Here is a 17,289-nt window from a genome sequence, read left to right as displayed (position 1 = left end):
ACACAGGGAGGAAACCCCGGTATGTCGTCCTTGAATGCCTTGATGGTGGCCATCGATGCCGCGTCGCGCAAGCGTGACGAGGCCCGCCAGGCGGTGCAGGAGCGCCTGCGCTCGCAGCAGGCCGCGCAGACGCAAATGGAGCAGCTGCAGCACTATGTGCAGGAAATGCAGACGCGCTGGGGCGCGCAGGAAAACCAGTCCGTGCAGCCCGAGGTCATGTTCCACCAGTACCAGTTCATGGACCGCCTGCAGCACGCCATCGGCCTGCAGACGCGGGTGCTGGCCGACCTGGCGATCCGCCTGGAGGCCGCGCAAAAGGCCTTGATGGCCTGCGAGCTGCGGGTCAGCAGCCTGCGCAAGGTCGTCGAGGTGCGCCGCCGCGATCTGGCGCTGAGCCAGATGCGCCGCGAGCAAAAGGAAACCGATGAACGTGCGGCCATCCAGTTTTTCCGTCGCAGCTTCGGGCTGACATTCCAGGAGGCTTGAAGCATGTCCACCAACCAGATCGAACAGCGCGCCGATGCGCGCAGCGCCATGCAGCGCGCCATGGAAGGCGTTCGCTCCGCGCGCGGCACGCAGCCGCCCTCCAACGACCAGGCCGCAGGCTTTTCTTCGTTGCTGGCAGCGATGGACGGCATTGGCGGATTGCCGGCGCTGGCCTCGGACGCCCTGGGCCAGGCCTTGGGCGAGGGCGGCAGTGCCGCTCTTTCCGCGCTGTCCAGCCTCAAGGGCGCAGCCAAGGACGGCCTGAAGGATGCCGCAGACCTGCTGGCCGATCCCGGCCTGGCGCAGGGCCTGCTGCAGCAGCCGCAACTGCCGCTGCAACCGCAGGCGGAGCCGACCGATATGACCCCCTCGGCGCAGGCCGATGCCATGGCGCTGGCTGCCAACGGCCAGGCGCCCTGGCTCAGCCTGGTCGGGCAGACCGCCCATCTGGACGGCAAGGGCGACCGTGACATGCTGCAGGGCGTGGCGGGCGACTGGCTGTCCGGCCGGGGCAGCGCCGCCATGATGGCCCTGCGCCAGGAGCAGGGCGCCGTGGCGCACGCGGCCTTCCTGGCACCGCAGTCCGCAGCCGGTGATGCCGCAGGCACGGCGCTGGCCACGGCCAGCGCCAATGCTGCGGCCCTGGCTGCCGCTGCGGACCCCAATGCAGCCGGGGCCCTGACCGATGGCGCCGCGCGCAGCACCCAGGCACAGGCCCAGGCCGCCGATGTGCTGGCCGCCGTGCAGTCCGATGCGGCACTGACGGCCGCCGCCGCACGCACGGCAACCACCGCCCAGGCCACGCATGAACACACGCCCCAGGCCCTGGCGGCCGGTGTGCGGCAGGACGTGGCCCTGGCGTCGGGCATCGCGCTCAACGGCATGGCCGCAGTGCGGCCCGAAGAATGGCGCGGCCTGTTCGAGCGAGCCCGGGAAGGCGGCACCGCCTCCACGGAGTCGGCGGCGAACGGACTGCACGGCGTTGCGGCTGCCGTGGGCGCGGCGCATGCCGGCCAATCCCTGGGCCAGCAGGCGGCCGGCCAAAATGGCGCGGCCTTTGCCCAGCCCGACGCCCAGGCCCAGCCGGGCAACTCCACCGAGCGCGAGCAGCAGGTGTCAGAGCAGGTGGCCTTCTGGGTCCACAACAAGAACCAGAACGCCTCGCTGTCCGTGGAGCATGAGGGCCGGGCCATCCAGGTGCAGGTCAGCCTGCAGGGCAACGAGGCCCATGTGCGCTTTGGCGCCAGCGAAGCCCAGGCGCGGGACTGGCTGGGCAATGGTGCCGACCAGCTGCGCGAGCTGCTGCAGGCCCAGGGCCTGCAACTGGCCGGCGTCAGCGTGGATGCGGGCGGCCAGTCCGGCAGCGGCGATTCGGGAAGACAGGGAGCCGACGCCCAGGCGCGCCAGGGCCGCGTGAGCGCCATGGTCGATGCCGCCGGCGTCACGGGCGGCAATGGCGCCGCACAGGCCGGCGGTGGCCGCGCGGCAGCGGGCGGGGTGGATCTGTTCGTCTGATTCTTCCTGAGCTTCTTGCGGGGGCGGCGCATGCGCCGTTTCAGGGTTTTCACAACAGGCCGGGTGGCGACAAGCTGCCCGGCCTGTGGCGTTTGAGGGCCATCAAGCCAGCGAGAAACCGGGGTTTCATGCGCTTATTCAGGCCATGGTCCGGGGTCCAATCGCCGAATAATTCCTGCCATGGGCCTGCTGCGTCATGGCGCCGCGCATGAAGCGCGTGCGCGTGGCGGTCCCGCTCACCCAGAGGAATTCCAGTGTCTGCCACACCCAATGCCGCCAACAATGCAGCTCCCGCCCCGGCCAAGGGCAAGAAGCTGATCGTGCTGATCGTCATCATTGCCGTCCTGGCCATAGGCGCGGCCGCTGCCTTCATCCTGCTGTCCAAGCGCCACAGCAGCGGCGATGAGGAAGAAGGCAGCGCCAGCAAGGCGGCCGTGACCGTGCCCACCTTCCTGCCGCTGGACAACCTGGTGGTCAATCTGTCCGATACGGGCGGCGACCGATTCGTGCAGATCGGCATCACGCTGGAGCTCGCCGACGAGAAGACCGCCACCACGGTCAAGCAATACCTGCCCAGCATCCGCAACGGCATCCTGATGCTGGTGTCCCAGCGCACGGCCGAGGAACTGCTCGAGCGCGAAGGCAAGGAGCGCCTGGCCGCCGACGTGCTCAACGAAGTGTCGGCCCCGCTGGGCTACGGCAACCAGGCCAAGGCCAAGAAGCGCAGCCGCGACGAGGATGCCGAGGACGAAGACGGCGAGCGCCGCCGCTCCTCCGCTGGCAAGAACCCGGTGCGCCGCGTGCTCTTCTCCAGCTTCATCATCCAGTAACCGGGGAGGCCAGGCGCCATGAGCGATTCGTTTCTCTCCCAGGAAGAAGTCGATGCCCTTTTGGAGGGTGTGACCGGCGAGAGCCAGAAATCCACGACCGAGGAGGTCGAGGCGGGCATCATCCGCCAGTACGACATCTCCAGCCAGGAGCGCATCGTGCGCGGGCGCATGCCGACGATGGAAATCGTCAATGAGCGCTTTGCCCGCAACTTCCGCATCGGCCTGTTCAACTTCATCCGCCGCAGCCCCGAAGTGTCCGTGGGCACGGTGTCGGTGCAGCGCTACAGCGCCTTCCTGCGCGAGCTGGTGGTGCCCACCAACTTCAACATCGTCGCCATCCGTCCGCTGCGCGGCAGCGGCCTGGTGGTCTGCGACCCCTCGCTGGTGTTCGGTGTCATCGATACGCTGTACGGCGGGACGGGCCGGCTGCAGACGCGTATCGAAGGACGTGACTTCTCGCACACCGAGCAGCGCGTGATCAACCGCCTGGTCAACGTGATCTGCGAGGAATACAAGAAGGCCTGGCACGGCATCTATCCGCTGGAGCTGGGCTACCAGCGTTCGGAGATGCAGCCGCAGTTCGCCAACATCGCCACGCCCAGCGAAATCGTCGTGTCCACGGCCTTTCAGCTGGAGATCGGCGACATCTCGGGCTCCATCCACATCTGCATGCCCTATGCAACGCTGGAGCCCATCCGTGATGTGCTGTATTCCTCGACACAGGGCGACTCCATCGAAGTGGACCGCCGCTGGGTCAAGGTGCTCAAGCGCGAGATCCAGGCCGCCGAGGTGACCCTGGTGGCCGAACTGGCACGTGCCGACGCCACGGTGGAGCAGCTGCTGGCCATGCGCCCCGGCGATTTCATCGAACTCGACCGCGAGCCGCTGATCCGCGCCTCCATTGGCGGCGTTCCGATTTTCGAGTGCCAGTACGGCACTCACAACGACAAGTACGCAATCCGCGTCGAGAACTGCCTGCGTGGCGCCGACGCTGGCTGGATGGGAGAAAACAATGGCAACTGAAGATACGCAAAAGCCCGCTGGCGATGATCCGTTCTCGGGCTGGGCAGAGGCATTGGACGAGCAGCGCGAGCGCGACGCCAAGTTGGAAGAGGAGCAGGGCGGTCCGCTGACAGGCGAGCCCGTGCGTCCCTACGCCGGTGGCGCCGATGTGCCGGTCAACGACATCAACATGGTGCTGGACATTCCGGTGCAGCTGTCGGTGGAGCTGGGCCGCACCAAGGTGCCGATCAAGTACATCCTGCAACTGGCCCAGGGCTCGGTGGTCGAACTCGACGCACTGGCCGGCGAGCCCATGGACGTGCTGGTCAACGGCTACCTGATCGCCCAGGGCGAGGTGGTGGTGGTCAACGACAAGTTCGGTATCCGCCTGACCGACGTGGTCACGCCGTCCGAGCGCCTGCGCCGGGTCAGCCGTGGCTGAGAGCGCCGGCATGGGCCCGCTGTGGCCGACCCTGCTCACGGTGGTGGCCCTGGTCACGGCCATGGCCGCTCTGCCCTGGCTGCTGCGCCGCTTCCAGCAGCGCACGGCTGCGCTGCGCGGTGCCGCCGGCCTGCAGTCGCGGGTGCTGGGCGCCGTGGGCGTGGGCCCGCAGCAGCGGGTGGTGACGGTGGAAGTGGGCGAGGGCGCGCAGACCGTGCGTCTGGTGCTGGGCGTCACGGCGCAAAGCATCCAGTGCCTGCATGTGCTGCAGGCCCCGGCCCCTGCTGATTTTTCGGCTGCGATGGCGCAAGCGCGCAGCCTGCCTGCGGACGGTGCGAATGTCTGAATATTCCTGCAAGCGCCCGGCGCGCACGCTGAGCCAGGCCGCTGGCGCCGCAGCGCTGGCGCTGTGCTGCGCCACGCCCCTGGCCTCCTGGGCACAGGGCGCGCCCGCCAGCCTTCCGCTGGTCATCGGCCAGGGCAGCGGTGGCACCAGCTTTTCGGTGCCCATCCAGACCCTGCTGTTCTTCACGGCGCTGTCCTTCCTGCCGGCCATCCTGCTGATGATGACGGGCTTCACCCGCATCGTCATCGTGCTGTCGCTGATGCGCCAGGCGCTGGGCACGCAGTCGGCGCCGCCCAACCAGGTGATCATCGGCCTGTCGCTGTTCCTGACGCTGTTCGTCATGGGCCCCACCCTGGACCGCGTGTACCAGGAGGCCTATGTGCCCTACACCACGAATGCCGTGACCTTCGAGCAGGCCATTGAGAAGGCCGAGGCGCCCATGCGCGACTTCATGCTCAAGCAGACGCGCCAGTCGGACTTTGCGCTGTTCGCGCGGCTGGCCAAGCTCGATGCAGGCGTCACCAGCGAGACCGCACCGCTGCGCGTGCTGGTGCCCGCCTTCGTGACCAGCGAGCTGAAGACCGCGTTCCAGATCGGCTTCATGATCTTCATCCCCTTCCTGGTCATCGACATGGTCGTGTCCTCGATCCTGATGTCCCTGGGCATGATGATGCTGTCGCCCGTGCTGGTGGCCCTGCCGTTCAAGCTCATGCTCTTCGTGCTGGCCGATGGCTGGAACCTGCTCATAGGCTCGCTGGCCGCCAGCTTCGCCGTCTAGCCCCGCTCTTTCTTTGGAAATCCTTCCATGACCTCCCAATACGTGCTCACCTTCGGCCGCGAGGCACTGACCTTGCTGCTCATGATCTCCATGCCCGTGCTGGGCGTGGTGCTGGCCGTGGGCCTGGCCGTCAGCGTCTTCCAGGCGGTGACCCAGGTGCATGAGGCCACGCTGGCCTTCGTGCCCAAGCTCATCTCCGCCGTGCTGGTGTTTGCCATTGCGGGCCCGTGGATGCTGAGCACGCTGGTGGACTTCATCCGCCGCACCATCGAGACCATTCCGCAGGCGGTGGGCTGAGCCCTTCGCCGCGCACTGGAAACGCCACTGTGATCACCTTCAGCGAAGCCCAACTGGTGGCGTGGCTGTCGCCCGTTCTCTGGCCGTTTCTGCGCGTGCTGGCCATGTTTTCCGTGGCCCCCGTGTTCTCGCAGCGCGTCATTCCCATGCGGCTGAAGATCGGCCTGGCCTTTCTGGTCGCGGTGTGCGCGCAGCCTGTGCTGGGCGACCAGCCCGTGATCGGCATCAACTCGCCGCAGGCGCTGGGCACGCTGATTCAGCAGGTCGGCGTGGGGCTGGCCGTGGGCTTTGCCGTGCGCCTGGTGTTTGCCGCCGTGGAGGTTGCGGGCGAGGTGGTCGGCCTGCAGATGGGCCTGAACTTCGCCAGCTTCTTCGATCCGACCACGAATGCCCAGCTCAGCGCCGTGGCGCGCTTCATGGTCCAGATTTCCACGCTGCTGTTCATCGTCATCAACGGGCACCTGCTGGTGCTGATGGCCGTGCTCAAGAGTTACGAGGCGTTTCCTGTGGACGGCAGCTTCCTGCAGGCCATCAACCAGATGCGGCTGCACGAGATGGGGGCGGCGGTCTTCGCCAGTGCCTTCTGGATCGCCCTGCCCATGGTCGCCATGCTGCTGTTCGTGAACCTGGTGCTGGGCATCATTTCGCGCGTGGCACCGCAGATGAACATCTATGCCGTGGGTTTTCCGGTCACGCTCACCGTGGGCCTGACGGGATTGATGGCCACGCTGCCGCTGCTCGAGCAGCCCCTGGTCGCCTTGCTGCAGCGCGGCATTGCGGTATTTGGCACTTCAATGTAAGCAGTTGTGAAAAACAACAGATTTACAGGCCTGTCGGCCGCAAAAGCCTCAGATCAGCTGGTTGTGGATGGCGTAGGCCGTGAGTTCGGCATTGCTGCTCATCTGCAGTTTTTCCAGCACGCGCGCCCGGTAGACGCTGACGGTCTTGGGGCTGAGCATCAGCTCGGTGGCGATGTCGGTCAGCCGCTGCCCGGCCGCGATCTTGATCAGCGTCTGCAGCTCGCGCTCGGACAGGCTTTCATGCGGCACCTGGGGTGCGGGCTGGGCCAGGCTGTCGGCCAGCATCTGGGCCACTTCGGACGTCAGGTACTTGCGCCCCGTGGCCACGGTACGCACCGCCTCTATCAGCAGCACCGGGTCGCCTGCCTTGTTGGCGTAGCCCTGCGCGCCCGCCTTCAGGCAGCGCAGCGCGTACTGATCCTCGGGGTACATGGAGACCATGAGCACCTTGATCAGCGGATGGGTTTCGCGCACGCTGGCCAGGGCTTCCAGGCCACTGCGGCCGGGCATGTTGATGTCCAGCAGCAGCACGTCGCAGGTGGCGGTGCGCAGCTGTTCGCGCAGCTCGGCATAGCTGCCTGCTTCGGCGGTGACGCTGATGTCCACTGCCTCGGCCAGGGTGTCTCGGATGCCCCGGCGCAGCACCGCATGGTCGTCGCACAGCACCACGTGGATCAAAGTCGGCCTCCTGGAAAAAGGGTCACGCCGCCATGGCGTTCAGCATTCATTGCCCGGGATATTAGGGCAAGTGCCGCCATCGTCCAGCGGAATGGAGACGATGACCGAGGTTCCTCGCCCGGCTTGACTGCTGACATCCAGCCAGCCCTGAACGGTGCGCGCACGCTCGCCCAGACCGCGCAAACCGAAGGATTCGGGCTTGTCGCGCGCGCCTTCGGCCAGGCCCACGCCGTCGTCCGTCACCTCCAGCGTGAGAAAGCCTTCGCGGTCCGAGAGATCGATGTCCACATGGCGCGCCTGGGCATATTTGCCGACGTTGGTCAGCGCCTCCTGGGCCGTGCGGTAGGCCACGACCTGGATGTCGGGCGCGATGTCCATGCTCTCGCGGCTGCTGCGCACCCGGGTGGGCACGCCCGTGCGGCGCTCGAAATTCTCGGCCAGCCACTGCACGGCGGCCACCAGTCCCTGGTCCAGCACGGGCGGGCGCAGGTTCATCATGATGCGCTGGCTTGCACCCAGCGCATGCTCCAGCATTTCCAGTGCGGCCAGCGCATGCTCGCGCAGTCCGCCCTCGGGCGCATTGCGCGCAATCCAGGCCACATCGAACTTCACCGAGGTCAGCGAGCCGCCGATGTCATCGTGGATCTCGCGGGCAATGCTGGCGCGCTCGCGCTCGGTGGAGGTCTGCAGATGCTCGGTCAGATCGGCCAGGCGCCGCTCGGACGCCGCCAGCTCGGCCGCCGCGCGGCGGCGTGCCAGGCGGGCCTCGTGCACTTCCAGCGCATGCGAGACCACATGGGGCAGGCGCGTGATGTGGTCCTTGAGCAGGTAGTCGCTGATGCCCTCGCGCATCACGTCCACGGCGGCCGACTCGCCGATGGCGCCGGACAGCAGCACAAAGGGCGGATGCCCGGGCTGGCGGCGCACCAGCTCCCAGGCGTCCAGCGCCGTGAAGCCGGGCAGATGGTAGTCGGCCAGGATGAGGTCGAATGCCTGGCTCTGCAGCGCGGCTGCGGCATCATCGAGCAGGTCGACCGCGACAATCTCGCAGACCAGTCCGCCGCGCAGCAGGCTCAGCCGCGCCAGCGCCTGATCGGCCGCCGAATCCTCGATGTGCAATATGCGCAAGGGCTTGTGCGGTGGTCTGGCATCCCCGAGGGCGCTATCATGAGATACATTTTGGAACATAAATGCAAGTGGTCGTGTATATCAAGGGATGCGCAGCATTCCTGGGGACGATTGACAAGGGCTGGCCATGCTGCAGAGCATGGCGAACATTGGGCTGAAACGCTGGTGGTGGAGTAACAATGCAGTCAATGCACAAGCCTTCGGGCGAGCCTGCCGTCCCCATGCCCGTCATGGTGGCCGCAGACCTGCAGGATGCCTTGCTGGTGGCGATGCGCGATCTGCAGCGCCTGGAAGGCCTTCTCAATCATGCAACGCAGAACCTGCTGGACCGTTTCGACGAGACCCACGGCCAGCTGGCCGGTGAGGCGCTAGGCGCCTTGCCCGAGCTGGACGCCGCGCGGTCCACGCTTCGGTTGGCGGTGACCGAGTTGCAGTTTCACGACATGTCCTCCCAGTTGATCGCCCATATTACGAAGATTTTGCAAGGCTGCGCGTTCCAGTTGGCCGCAGCCACCATGGGCGTGGACGAGGGGGAGGACGATTCCCTGGGCCTGCCGGCGATACCCGACCGGCCCAATCCCGTCACGCAAAGCGAGATGGATGCTGGCTCGGTCGAGCTGTTCTGACCGCTGACCATGCACTCTTCTACCTTTTATTGCCCGTCTGTTGGAGCTATACATGCGATCGATTCTGGCTGTTGATGATTCCCCCTCGATGCGAAAGATGGTGGCGTTCACCCTCGCAGGGGCGGGATTTCGCGTTGTGGAGGCGGTTGACGGCGTGGATGCGCTCGAGAAGGCACAGCTCGAACAAGTCGACCTGGTGCTGGCCGACCAGAACATGCCGCGTCTGGATGGCATCGGTCTGACCCGCAAGCTGCGCGAAGACCCCAAGTTCCAGAACACGCCGATTCTCATTCTCACCACCGAATCCAGCGATCAGATGAAGCAGGCCGGACGCGCCGCGGGCGCCACGGGCTGGCTGGTCAAGCCCTTCGATCCAAACCGTTTGATCGAAGTCATTCAGAAAGTAATGCGTTGAGCCGATAAGTACGGGCAACAGGAAACAGCAGGACCAAAGATGGCGGATCTACACCAGGATGGGGCAGGAGCGGGCGCAGACTTCGACCTGAGCCAGTTCTATCAAATCTTCTTCGAAGAAGCGGCCGAGAACCTCGACCAGATGGAGCAGATGCTGCTGAATCTGGATCTGTCAGCGGCCAATGACGAGGAACTCAACGGCATCTTCCGATGCGCGCACTCGATCAAGGGCGGGGCGGCCACCTTCGGCTTTGCCGACGTGACCGAGCTGACACACCGCATGGAGTCGCTGCTCGACCGGCTGCGCCGGCACGAGATCACACCGATTCCGGAGATGGTCGATGTGTTGCTGGAGTCGGCTGATGCCAGCCGCAGCCTGCTGGCACGCCACCAGGCCGGCAACGAGGGCGAGGCCCTGTCCACCACGGATCTGGTGGCACGCATCGAGACGCTGGCGGAAGGCCGCAGCGCCGTACCTGCAGCGGCAGCGCTGGCTCCCGCACCGACCCCAGCTCCAGCCCCTGTGGCTGCGCCAGCGCAGGCTCCGGCCCCGGTTGCTGCAGCACCTGTCTCGGGCCGCGCCGTCGGCACGGCACCCAGCAGCGGCGGACGTTCGCTGCATATCCTGATCGGTCCGCTGGAGCGCCTGGAGATGGCCGAGGCCATCAAGGAGCTGTTCCGCGACATTCCCGGTCTGGGACGCATCGAGGACCTGGCCTGCGATCAGCCGCAAAGCCGCCTCTTTGACGTGCAGACCTCGTCCACCGACGACGACCTGCTCGATCTGTTCGCCTTCCACGTGGCCAAGGAGCAGGTCCGCATCACGGCGGCCGGAGCCTCTGCCGAGGCAGCACCCGCAGCGGTGGCGGCGCAAGCTCCGGCCGCTGAAGAGCATGCGCACGACCCCGATGCCGCCCTGGCCTCGGCCGCCATTCCGCCTGCCGATGAGGCCTATGGCTTCTTCAACGGCGCACCCGGCATGCCCCAGGCCGATGGCGCGCTGGCCATCCAGCCGGCCGGCGCCGTGGCCAAGCCCGCCGCCAAGACGGCGGCCCAGACGCAGCAGGCGCAGATGGAGTCCACCAGCATCCGCGTGTCGGTGTCCAAGGTCGACCAGCTCATCAACCTGGTGGGCGAGTTGGTCATCACCCAGGCCATGCTGGCGCAAAACAGCCACGGACTGGACGCATCGGCCTACCAGCAACTGCTGGCAGGCCTGGCCGACCTGGATCGCAATACGCGCGATCTGCAGGAATCGGTGATGTCCATCCGCATGATTCCCATGTCCACCGTGTTCAGCCGTTTCCCGCGCATGCTGCGCGACCTGGCCGGCAAGCTGGGCAAGAAGATCGACCTGATCACGCTGGGCGAGGCCACGGAGCTGGACAAGGGACTGGTCGAAAAGATCACCGACCCGCTGACCCATCTGGTGCGCAACAGCGTGGACCACGGCATCGAAATGCCCGAGGACCGCCTGGCGGCCGGCAAGTCCGAGCACGGCACGCTGACGCTGGCAGCCTCCCATCAGGGCGGCTCTATCGTCATCGAGGTGCGCGACGACGGGCGCGGCATGAACCGCGAGCGGATTCTCCAGAAGGCCCGCGAGCGCGGCATGGATGTCTCGGACAACATGCCCGATCAGGAGGTCTGGCAACTGATCTTCGCGCCGGGCTTCTCCACGGCCGACGTCGTCACCGACGTGTCCGGGCGCGGCGTGGGCATGGACGTGGTCAAGCGCAATATCGCGGCGCTGGGCGGCTCGGTCGAGATCGAGTCCACCCAGGGCAAGGGCATGCGCGTGGCCGTTCGCCTGCCACTGACCCTGGCCATCATGGATGGCATGTCGGTCGGCGTCAGCGACGAGGTCTACATCCTGCCGCTGTCCTCGGTAGTCGAGTCCTTCCTGGTCAAGGCCGAAGACGTGAACACCGTGGCCAACGGCACGCAACTGGTCAAGGTGCGTGACGAGTACATGCCCGTGTTCGCGCTGGAAAAGACCTTCCGCGTGCCGCGCAGCGACACCAGCCAGTCCAGCAACATCATGGTGGTGGTCGAGTCCGACGGCAGCCGCGTGGCCCTGCTGGTCGACGAGTTGCTGGGCCAGCACCAGGTGGTGGTCAAGAACCTTGAATCGAACTACCGCAAGGTGCCCAACGTTTCGGGCGCCACCATCCTGGGCGATGGCACGGTGGCGCTGATTCTGGACACCGGCGCGCTGGTGCGTCGTGCACGCCACTGAACGGGACAGGGATACCTGACCACAATCGACGGCGCCGCAGGCAGTGCCTGCGCGCCGCCAAGAAACCATGGCCTTCGCCACCACGGCGCGGGCCCGACAGTTGAGGAGCTGAGCAATGAGCGTGATCGCTAAGACCGCAGAAGGCGTCGCCACCGGCGCGCGCGAGTACCTGACCTTCCGCCTGGACCAGGAGGAATACGGCATCGACATCCTGAAGGTGCAGGAAATCCGCGGCTACGAGCCGCCGACCCGCATCGCCAATGCGCCGGAATTCATCAAGGGCGTGGTCAATCTGCGCGGCACCATCGTGCCCATCGTGGACATGCGGCTGAAGTTCAACTGCTCCCAGGTGGAATACAACAGCTTCACCGTCGTCATCATCCTGAACCTGCGCAACCGCGTGGTGGGCATCGTGGTGGACTCGGTCAGCGACGTGATGGAACTGGCTCCCGAAGCCGTGCGCCCCGCGCCGGACATCGAAAGCGCCATCGACAGCGGCTGCATTCTGGGCCTGGGTTCCGTGGGCGAGCGCATGCTCATCCTGCTGGACATCGAAAAGCTCATGAACAACGTGGACATGGGCCTGGTCGCCTCGGTCGACTGAGACCCGCTCTTGCACTGAGCGCCCTCATGCGATCCGGCTCATCCAATGCGGCACTGGCCGCACGTCCCGTCGCCGACGACGGGGATGCCAACGGGCCCCTGGCCCAGGGGCGCGAATTCGAATGGTCGTCGCGGGACTTTGCCCGCGTACAGGCGCTGATCTACCAGCGGGCCGGCATCAGCCTGCACGATGGCAAGCACGCCATGGTCTACAGCCGCCTGTCGCGGCGCCTGCGCGAGACGGGCTACGACAGCTTCTCCACCTACCTGGACTGGCTGGAGTCGCAGTCCGACGGCGTGGAGTGGCAGGAGTTCGTGAACGCGCTGACCACCAATCTCACGGCGTTCTTTCGCGAGCAGCACCATTTCGAGATCTTTGCCCAGCATCTGCGCAGCAAGCCGGCCGGCACGGCCTGGAAGGTCTGGTGCAATGCGGCCTCGACCGGGGAAGAGCCTTACTCCATCGTCATGACGGCGCTGGAAGCGCTGGGTGCCACGCCCAGCTTCCAACTGCAGGCCAGCGACATCGACTCGCGCGTGCTGGACACGGCATCGGCCGGCGTCTACCGCGCCGAAAGCATCAAGGGCATGAGCGCCGAGCGCCTGCACCGCTTCTTCCTGCGGGGCAAGGCCGGCAATGCGGGCCTGGTGCGCGTCAAGCCCGAACTGCGCCGCCTGGTGGAGTTTCTCAACGTCAACCTGATCCGTGACGACTGGCCGTTCCGTGACCCCTTCGACGTGGTCTTCTGCCGCAACGTGATGATCTACTTCGACGCGGCCACGCAGCGCCGCGTGTTGGAGCGCATCCACCGCGTGATGAAGCCCGGTGGCCTGTTGTTCGTCGGGCATGCCGAGAACTTCAGTGAATCGCGCGATCTGTTCACGCTCAAGGGGAAGACCGTCTATGAGCGCCGCTGACGCAGGTCCTGTCGCACGCCAGGGGGTGCTCCCATGATCGGAGACCGCCCTGCCTTCGCACCGCCACCGGCGCCCTCGGAGCGTCGCCGCATGCCGCGCATCAACAGCTATACCGCTGCAGACTATCCGGCGCCGGGCGATCCGGTGCCGCGTTCCTCGCTGGAGCAGCTCAAGCGCCAGCAGCGCTACCCTGGCGAGGCTTCGTTCTTCTATTACGACCCGCATTTCCAGCACAACGCCGTCAAGGTCCTGCCCGGCGAATACTTTGTCTCCAACGAGGACGTGATCCTGGTCACCGTGCTGGGCTCTTGCATCTCGGCCTGCATCTGGGACCGCACCATGCGCGTGGGCGGCATGAACCATTTCATGCTGCCCGACGGCGACTCTGCCGATGCATCGGGCCGCTACGGCTCGTACGCCATGGAGTTGCTGATCAACGAAATGCTCAAGCTCGGTGCCCGGCGCGAGTCGCTGCAGGCCAAGATCTTCGGCGGCGGGCAGGTGATGCACAACTTCACCACCATGAACGTGGGCGAACGCAATACCGCCTTCGTCACGCAGTACCTGCAGACCGAACGCATCCCCATCGTCTCGGAGGATGTGCTGGACATCTACCCTCGCAAGGTGGTGTTCTTCCCCGCCAGCGGCAAGGCCATGGTCAAGCGCCTGGCACATGCCCATCCGGAGGAGCTGGTACAGCAGGAATTCACACGCGGCAATGCAGCCGTCGTGGCACGCAATACGGCAGGCGGCTCGGTCGACCTGTTTTGAGGAAGGTTCAAAGGAATGGACAGGAAAATCAGGGTGATCGTGGTGGACGACTCTGCGCTGGTGCGCAGTCTGCTGTCCGAGATCATCAATCGCCAGCACGACATGGAATGCATCGGCTCGGCCAATGACCCGCTGATCGCACGCGAAATGATTCGCGAGATGAATCCCGACGTGATCACGCTCGACGTGGAAATGCCCCGCATGGATGGCATCGACTTCCTGGGCCGGCTCATGCGCCTGCGTCCCATGCCGGTGGTCATGATCTCCACGCTGACCGAACGCGGCGCCGAGGTCACCATGCGCGCACTGGAGCTGGGCGCCATCGACTTCGTGGCCAAGCCGCGCGTGGGTGTCTCCAACGGCCTGCAGGAACTGGCCGCGCAGATCGTGGACAAGATCCGCGTTGCTGCCGTGGCCCAGGTACGGCGTCTGCCGGTCGCTCCTCGCAGTGCAGCCTCTGCCGCAGGCAGCGCGGCAGCGCCGGTCGCTTCCTCTGCAGGTTCGGCCGTGCCGCGCCAGGCTGCACCGACGTCGCTGCTCGGGCGGCTTTCCACGGAGAAGCTGGTTGCCATCGGTGCCTCCACGGGCGGCACCGAGGCCATCCGCGAAGTGCTCACCCATCTGCCGGCCGACTGCCCGGCCATCGTCATCACCCAGCACATGCCGCCGGGCTTCACCACCAGCTTCGCGGCCCGGCTCAACAGCCTGTGCCAGATGACCGTGAAGGAAGCGCAGCACGGCGAGCGCCTGCTGCCCGGTCATGCCTATATCGCCCCGGGTGGCAAGCATTTCTCCGTGCAGCGCAGCGGCGCCAACTATGTCGCCGTGGTCGATGACAGCCCGCCGGTGAATCGCCACAAGCCTTCGGTCGAAGTGCTGTTCAAGTCGGTGGCCGCCTGCGCGGGCCGCAACGCCTACGGCATCATGCTCACCGGCATGGGCGCCGATGGTGCGGTCGCCATGCGCGAAATGCGCGATGCAGGCAGCTACAACCTCGTGCAGGACGAGGCCAGCTGCATCGTCTTCGGCATGCCGCGCGAGGCCATCGCCCACGGCGCTGCCGACGAAGTGCTGCCCCTCAACCAGATCGCTGCCGCCTTGCTGGGCAAGCTGCGCATAGGTTCGGACCAGGTGCACCACCGCATCTGAGCGGAACGGCCAGCTCTGGCGGCCTCCATGAAAAAAAAGAGCGCATGGCGCTCTTTTTTTTTGTCAGTTCGACACGGTGCTTACTCGGACAAGGCGCTCCAGCGCTCCAGTGCCTCCATCAGCTGCTCATCGATCTCGCCATCGCGCTGGTGCAACTGAACGGCGCGGGAGTTGTCGTTGGCATACAGCGAGCCGTCGGCGAGGGCCTCGCGAATGGATTTCTGCTCCGCCTCCAGCGATGCAATGGTCTCGGGCAACTGATCGAGCTCGCGCTGCTCCTTGTAGCTGAGCTTGCGCTTGGGCTTGCTGTCGCTGCGCACCGCCGTCGGCTTGGCCTCTTCCTTGGCAGGCTTGGGCTGTGCAGCCTCGGCCAGATCCTGGCTGCGGCGCGACTGGTCCAGCCAGTCCTGCACGCCGCCTTCGTATTCGCGCCACTTGCCCGGCCCTTCCCAGGCAATGATGCTGGTGACCACGTTGTCCAGGAAACTGCGGTCATGGCTGACCAGGAATACCGTGCCGTCGTAGTTCTGCAGCAGGTCTTCCAGCATCTCCAGCGTCTCGATATCGAGGTCGTTGGTGGGCTCGTCCAGAACCAGCACATTCGCGGGGCGGGCAAACAGGCGCGCCAGCAGCAGGCGGTTGCGCTCGCCGCCGGACAGTGAACGCACAGGAGAGTGAGCGCGTGCCGGAGAGAACAGGAAGTCCGACAGATAGCTCTTCACGTGCTTTTTCTGGTTGCCGATCTCTATCCACTCGCTGCCGGGGCTGATGAAGTCCTCCAGCGTGGCATCCATATTGATCTGGTGCCGCATCTGGTCGAAGTAAGCCACCTGCAGATTCGCACCCAGCCGCACGTTGCCGCTGTCAGGCGCCAGTTCGCCCAGAATCATCTTGAGCAGCGTCGTCTTGCCGGCACCGTTGGGCCCGATCAGTCCCACCTTGTCACCGCGCAGGATGGTGGCGCTGAAATGCGAGACGATCTGCTTGTCGCCAAAGGACTTGGCCACATCGGTCAGCTCGGCCACGATCTTGCCCTGGTAGCCATCGCCCCGGCCCGAGGCAATGTCCATCTTCACCCCGCCCAGCACATCGCGGCGGGCAGCGCGGTTGGCCCGCAACTGCTCCAATCGGCCGATGCGGCTCTGGCTGCGCGTGCGGCGCGCCTCCACGCCCTTGCGGATCCACACCTCCTCCTGGGCCAGCAGCTTGTCGGCCTTGGCGTTGATCACGGCTTCCTGGGCCAGCTGATCTTCCTTGGTTTGCTGGTATTGAACGAAATTGCCGGGATAGGAGCGCAGCGTTCCACGATCCAGCTCAACGATGCGCGTGGAGACGCGGTCCAGGAAGGAGCGGTCGTGGGTAATGGTCACCACGCTGCCCTTGAAGTTCAGCAGCAGCTCCTCCAGCCACTCGATGGCATCCAGGTCCAGGTGGTTGGTCGGCTCGTCCAGCAGCAGCACGTCAGGACGGGCCACCAGCGCCTGGGAAAGCGCAACGCGCTTCTTCATCCCCCCGGACAACGTGCCCACCAGGGCGTCGGGATCCAGGTGCAGCCGCTGCAGCGTCTCTTCCACGCGCTGCTCCCAATTCCAGGCGTCATAGGCCTCGATCTGGGACTGCAGCGCATCGAGATCCTCGCCCTCGCCACCCGCCAGATAGCGCTCGCGCACGGCGATCACCTCGGCAATGCCGGCGGACGCCGACTCGAAGATCGTCTGCTCGGGCACAAGCACCGGCTCCTGCGCCACATAAGTAATGCGGATACCGGACTGCGTCTGGACCTGGCCGTCATCGGCCTTGGCCAGTCCGCCAAGAATCTTCAACAAAGAGGACTTCCCTGCGCCGTTTCGACCGATCAGGCCCACACGTTCGCTGCTCTCCAGGGAAAACTGGGCGTGGTCGAGAAGCGCCACATGCCCGAACGCCAGTTGGGCGTCTATCAAAGTAATCAATGCCATCGTGCGCGCATTATCTATGCGGGCCCGATTCCTGGTGCAGGCAGCAAGGCCTCCCCGCCCGGAGCCTGCCCGCAGGGCAGGCTCCGGGCGGGTTTCAGAGGGCGGGGCGGTGGCTTCTTCACGGGTCTGCAAGGAAGTTCACGAATTTCACGCCATCGGTAAAAACCCATGCTATAGTTCGATCCCTCGTCGCCACACTGCCTTGCAGACAGCGATGAGTCAGAAAATTCTTGTAGACAGCGCGAAAAAACGTGCTACAATGCAAGGCTCTGCTGAAGAGAAGCGATGCAGATCGCTGGTGTTGAAAAA

General features: G+C 65.6%; 19 protein-coding genes. 16 read left to right on the top strand and 3 right to left on the bottom strand.

Annotation, left to right across the window (positions count from 1 at the left end; all coding sequences use genetic code 11):
* Positions 1-21 precede the first annotated feature (21 nt).
* The 9 genes from fliJ to fliR all read left to right on the top strand — a co-directional run bounded on the left by fliJ (position 22) and on the right by fliR (position 6,496).
* A complete protein-coding gene (fliJ, locus tag DA1_RS20225) occupies positions 22-486 on the top strand; it encodes a flagellar export protein FliJ (protein ID WP_012202574.1) in 465 nt (154 codons plus the stop codon).
* Between the two features lie 3 nt (positions 487-489).
* Positions 490-2,001: a flagellar hook-length control protein FliK gene (locus DA1_RS20220; RefSeq protein ID WP_034398052.1), complete on the top strand. Its 1,512-nt coding sequence runs from the start codon at positions 490-492 to the stop codon at positions 1,999-2,001.
* 254 nt (positions 2,002-2,255) lie between these two features.
* Positions 2,256-2,831, top strand: a complete 576-nt coding sequence (locus tag DA1_RS20215) for a flagellar basal body-associated FliL family protein (RefSeq protein ID WP_012202576.1) — start codon at positions 2,256-2,258, stop codon at positions 2,829-2,831.
* Between the two features lie 18 nt (positions 2,832-2,849).
* The gene (fliM, locus tag DA1_RS20210) at positions 2,850-3,854 is read left to right on the top strand and encodes a flagellar motor switch protein FliM (RefSeq protein WP_012202577.1); all 1,005 of its coding nucleotides are present in this window, start codon (positions 2,850-2,852) and stop codon (positions 3,852-3,854) included.
* On the top strand, positions 3,844-4,275 hold the full coding sequence (gene fliN, locus DA1_RS20205; protein WP_012202578.1) for a flagellar motor switch protein FliN: 432 nt from the start codon (positions 3,844-3,846) through the stop codon (positions 4,273-4,275). Before fliM ends, fliN begins: the two co-directional genes overlap by 11 nt.
* Before the next feature lie 10 nt (positions 4,276-4,285).
* Positions 4,286-4,621: a FliO/MopB family protein gene (locus DA1_RS20200; RefSeq protein WP_012202579.1), complete on the top strand. Its 336-nt coding sequence runs from the start codon at positions 4,286-4,288 to the stop codon at positions 4,619-4,621.
* Positions 4,614-5,399, top strand: a complete 786-nt coding sequence (gene fliP, locus DA1_RS20195; protein WP_012202580.1) for a flagellar type III secretion system pore protein FliP — start codon at positions 4,614-4,616, stop codon at positions 5,397-5,399. The genes DA1_RS20200 and fliP overlap by 8 nt, the downstream gene beginning before the upstream one ends.
* 27 nt (positions 5,400-5,426) lie before the next feature.
* A complete protein-coding gene (gene fliQ / locus DA1_RS20190; protein ID WP_012202581.1) occupies positions 5,427-5,696 on the top strand; it encodes a flagellar biosynthesis protein FliQ in 270 nt (89 codons plus the stop codon).
* Between the two features lie 29 nt (positions 5,697-5,725).
* Complete coding sequence (fliR, locus tag DA1_RS20185; protein ID WP_012202582.1) at positions 5,726-6,496, top strand: flagellar biosynthetic protein FliR; 771 nt, start codon at positions 5,726-5,728, stop codon at positions 6,494-6,496.
* Between the two features lie 48 nt (positions 6,497-6,544).
* Here fliR and DA1_RS20180 read toward each other — a convergent pair whose 3' ends face one another.
* Positions 6,545-7,174 carry a response regulator gene (locus DA1_RS20180; RefSeq protein WP_012202583.1) on the bottom strand — a complete coding sequence of 210 codons (630 nt, stop codon included), beginning with the start codon at positions 7,172-7,174 and terminating at the stop codon, positions 6,545-6,547.
* A gap of 39 nt (positions 7,175-7,213) precedes the next feature.
* A complete protein-coding gene (locus tag DA1_RS20175) occupies positions 7,214-8,362 on the bottom strand; it encodes a hybrid sensor histidine kinase/response regulator (RefSeq protein ID WP_034398053.1) in 1,149 nt (382 codons plus the stop codon).
* Between the two features lie 119 nt (positions 8,363-8,481).
* On the opposite strand from DA1_RS20175, the gene DA1_RS20170 reads away from it, so the two are divergent.
* The 7 genes from DA1_RS20170 (at position 8,482) to DA1_RS20140 (ending at position 15,022) form a co-directional block, all read left to right on the top strand.
* Complete coding sequence (locus DA1_RS20170; protein WP_012202585.1) at positions 8,482-8,928, top strand: hypothetical protein; 447 nt, start codon at positions 8,482-8,484, stop codon at positions 8,926-8,928.
* A 52-nt stretch (positions 8,929-8,980) separates the two neighbouring features.
* Positions 8,981-9,343 (top strand): response regulator, encoded by a 363-nt coding sequence (locus DA1_RS20165; protein WP_012202586.1) that lies wholly within the window; start codon positions 8,981-8,983, stop codon positions 9,341-9,343.
* 39 nt (positions 9,344-9,382) lie between these two features.
* The gene (locus tag DA1_RS20160) at positions 9,383-11,581 is read left to right on the top strand and encodes a chemotaxis protein CheW (protein WP_034398054.1); all 2,199 of its coding nucleotides are present in this window, start codon (positions 9,383-9,385) and stop codon (positions 11,579-11,581) included.
* Positions 11,582-11,696: 115 nt separating this feature from the next.
* On the top strand, positions 11,697-12,185 hold the full coding sequence (locus tag DA1_RS20155; protein WP_012202588.1) for a chemotaxis protein CheW: 489 nt from the start codon (positions 11,697-11,699) through the stop codon (positions 12,183-12,185).
* A 26-nt stretch (positions 12,186-12,211) separates the two neighbouring features.
* Positions 12,212-13,102: a CheR family methyltransferase gene (locus DA1_RS20150; protein WP_013800375.1), complete on the top strand. Its 891-nt coding sequence runs from the start codon at positions 12,212-12,214 to the stop codon at positions 13,100-13,102.
* A gap of 33 nt (positions 13,103-13,135) precedes the next feature.
* A complete protein-coding gene (gene cheD, locus DA1_RS20145; protein ID WP_012202590.1) occupies positions 13,136-13,873 on the top strand; it encodes a chemoreceptor glutamine deamidase CheD in 738 nt (245 codons plus the stop codon).
* Positions 13,874-13,888: 15 nt separating this feature from the next.
* A complete protein-coding gene (locus DA1_RS20140; RefSeq protein ID WP_013800377.1) occupies positions 13,889-15,022 on the top strand; it encodes a protein-glutamate methylesterase/protein-glutamine glutaminase in 1,134 nt (377 codons plus the stop codon).
* Between the two features lie 80 nt (positions 15,023-15,102).
* Here the strand turns inward: DA1_RS20140 and DA1_RS20135 are convergent, their stop codons facing one another.
* A complete protein-coding gene (locus DA1_RS20135; protein WP_034398055.1) occupies positions 15,103-16,980 on the bottom strand; it encodes an ATP-binding cassette domain-containing protein in 1,878 nt (625 codons plus the stop codon).
* Positions 16,981-17,289: the final 309 nt, after the last annotated feature.

Source organism: Delftia acidovorans NBRC 14950 (assembly GCF_001598795.1).
In the GTDB taxonomy this organism is placed as follows: domain Bacteria; phylum Pseudomonadota; class Gammaproteobacteria; order Burkholderiales; family Burkholderiaceae_C; genus Comamonas; species Comamonas acidovorans.
Note: the sequence above shows the minus strand (reverse complement) of the source record. Positions and strands in the feature narration are given on the sequence as shown.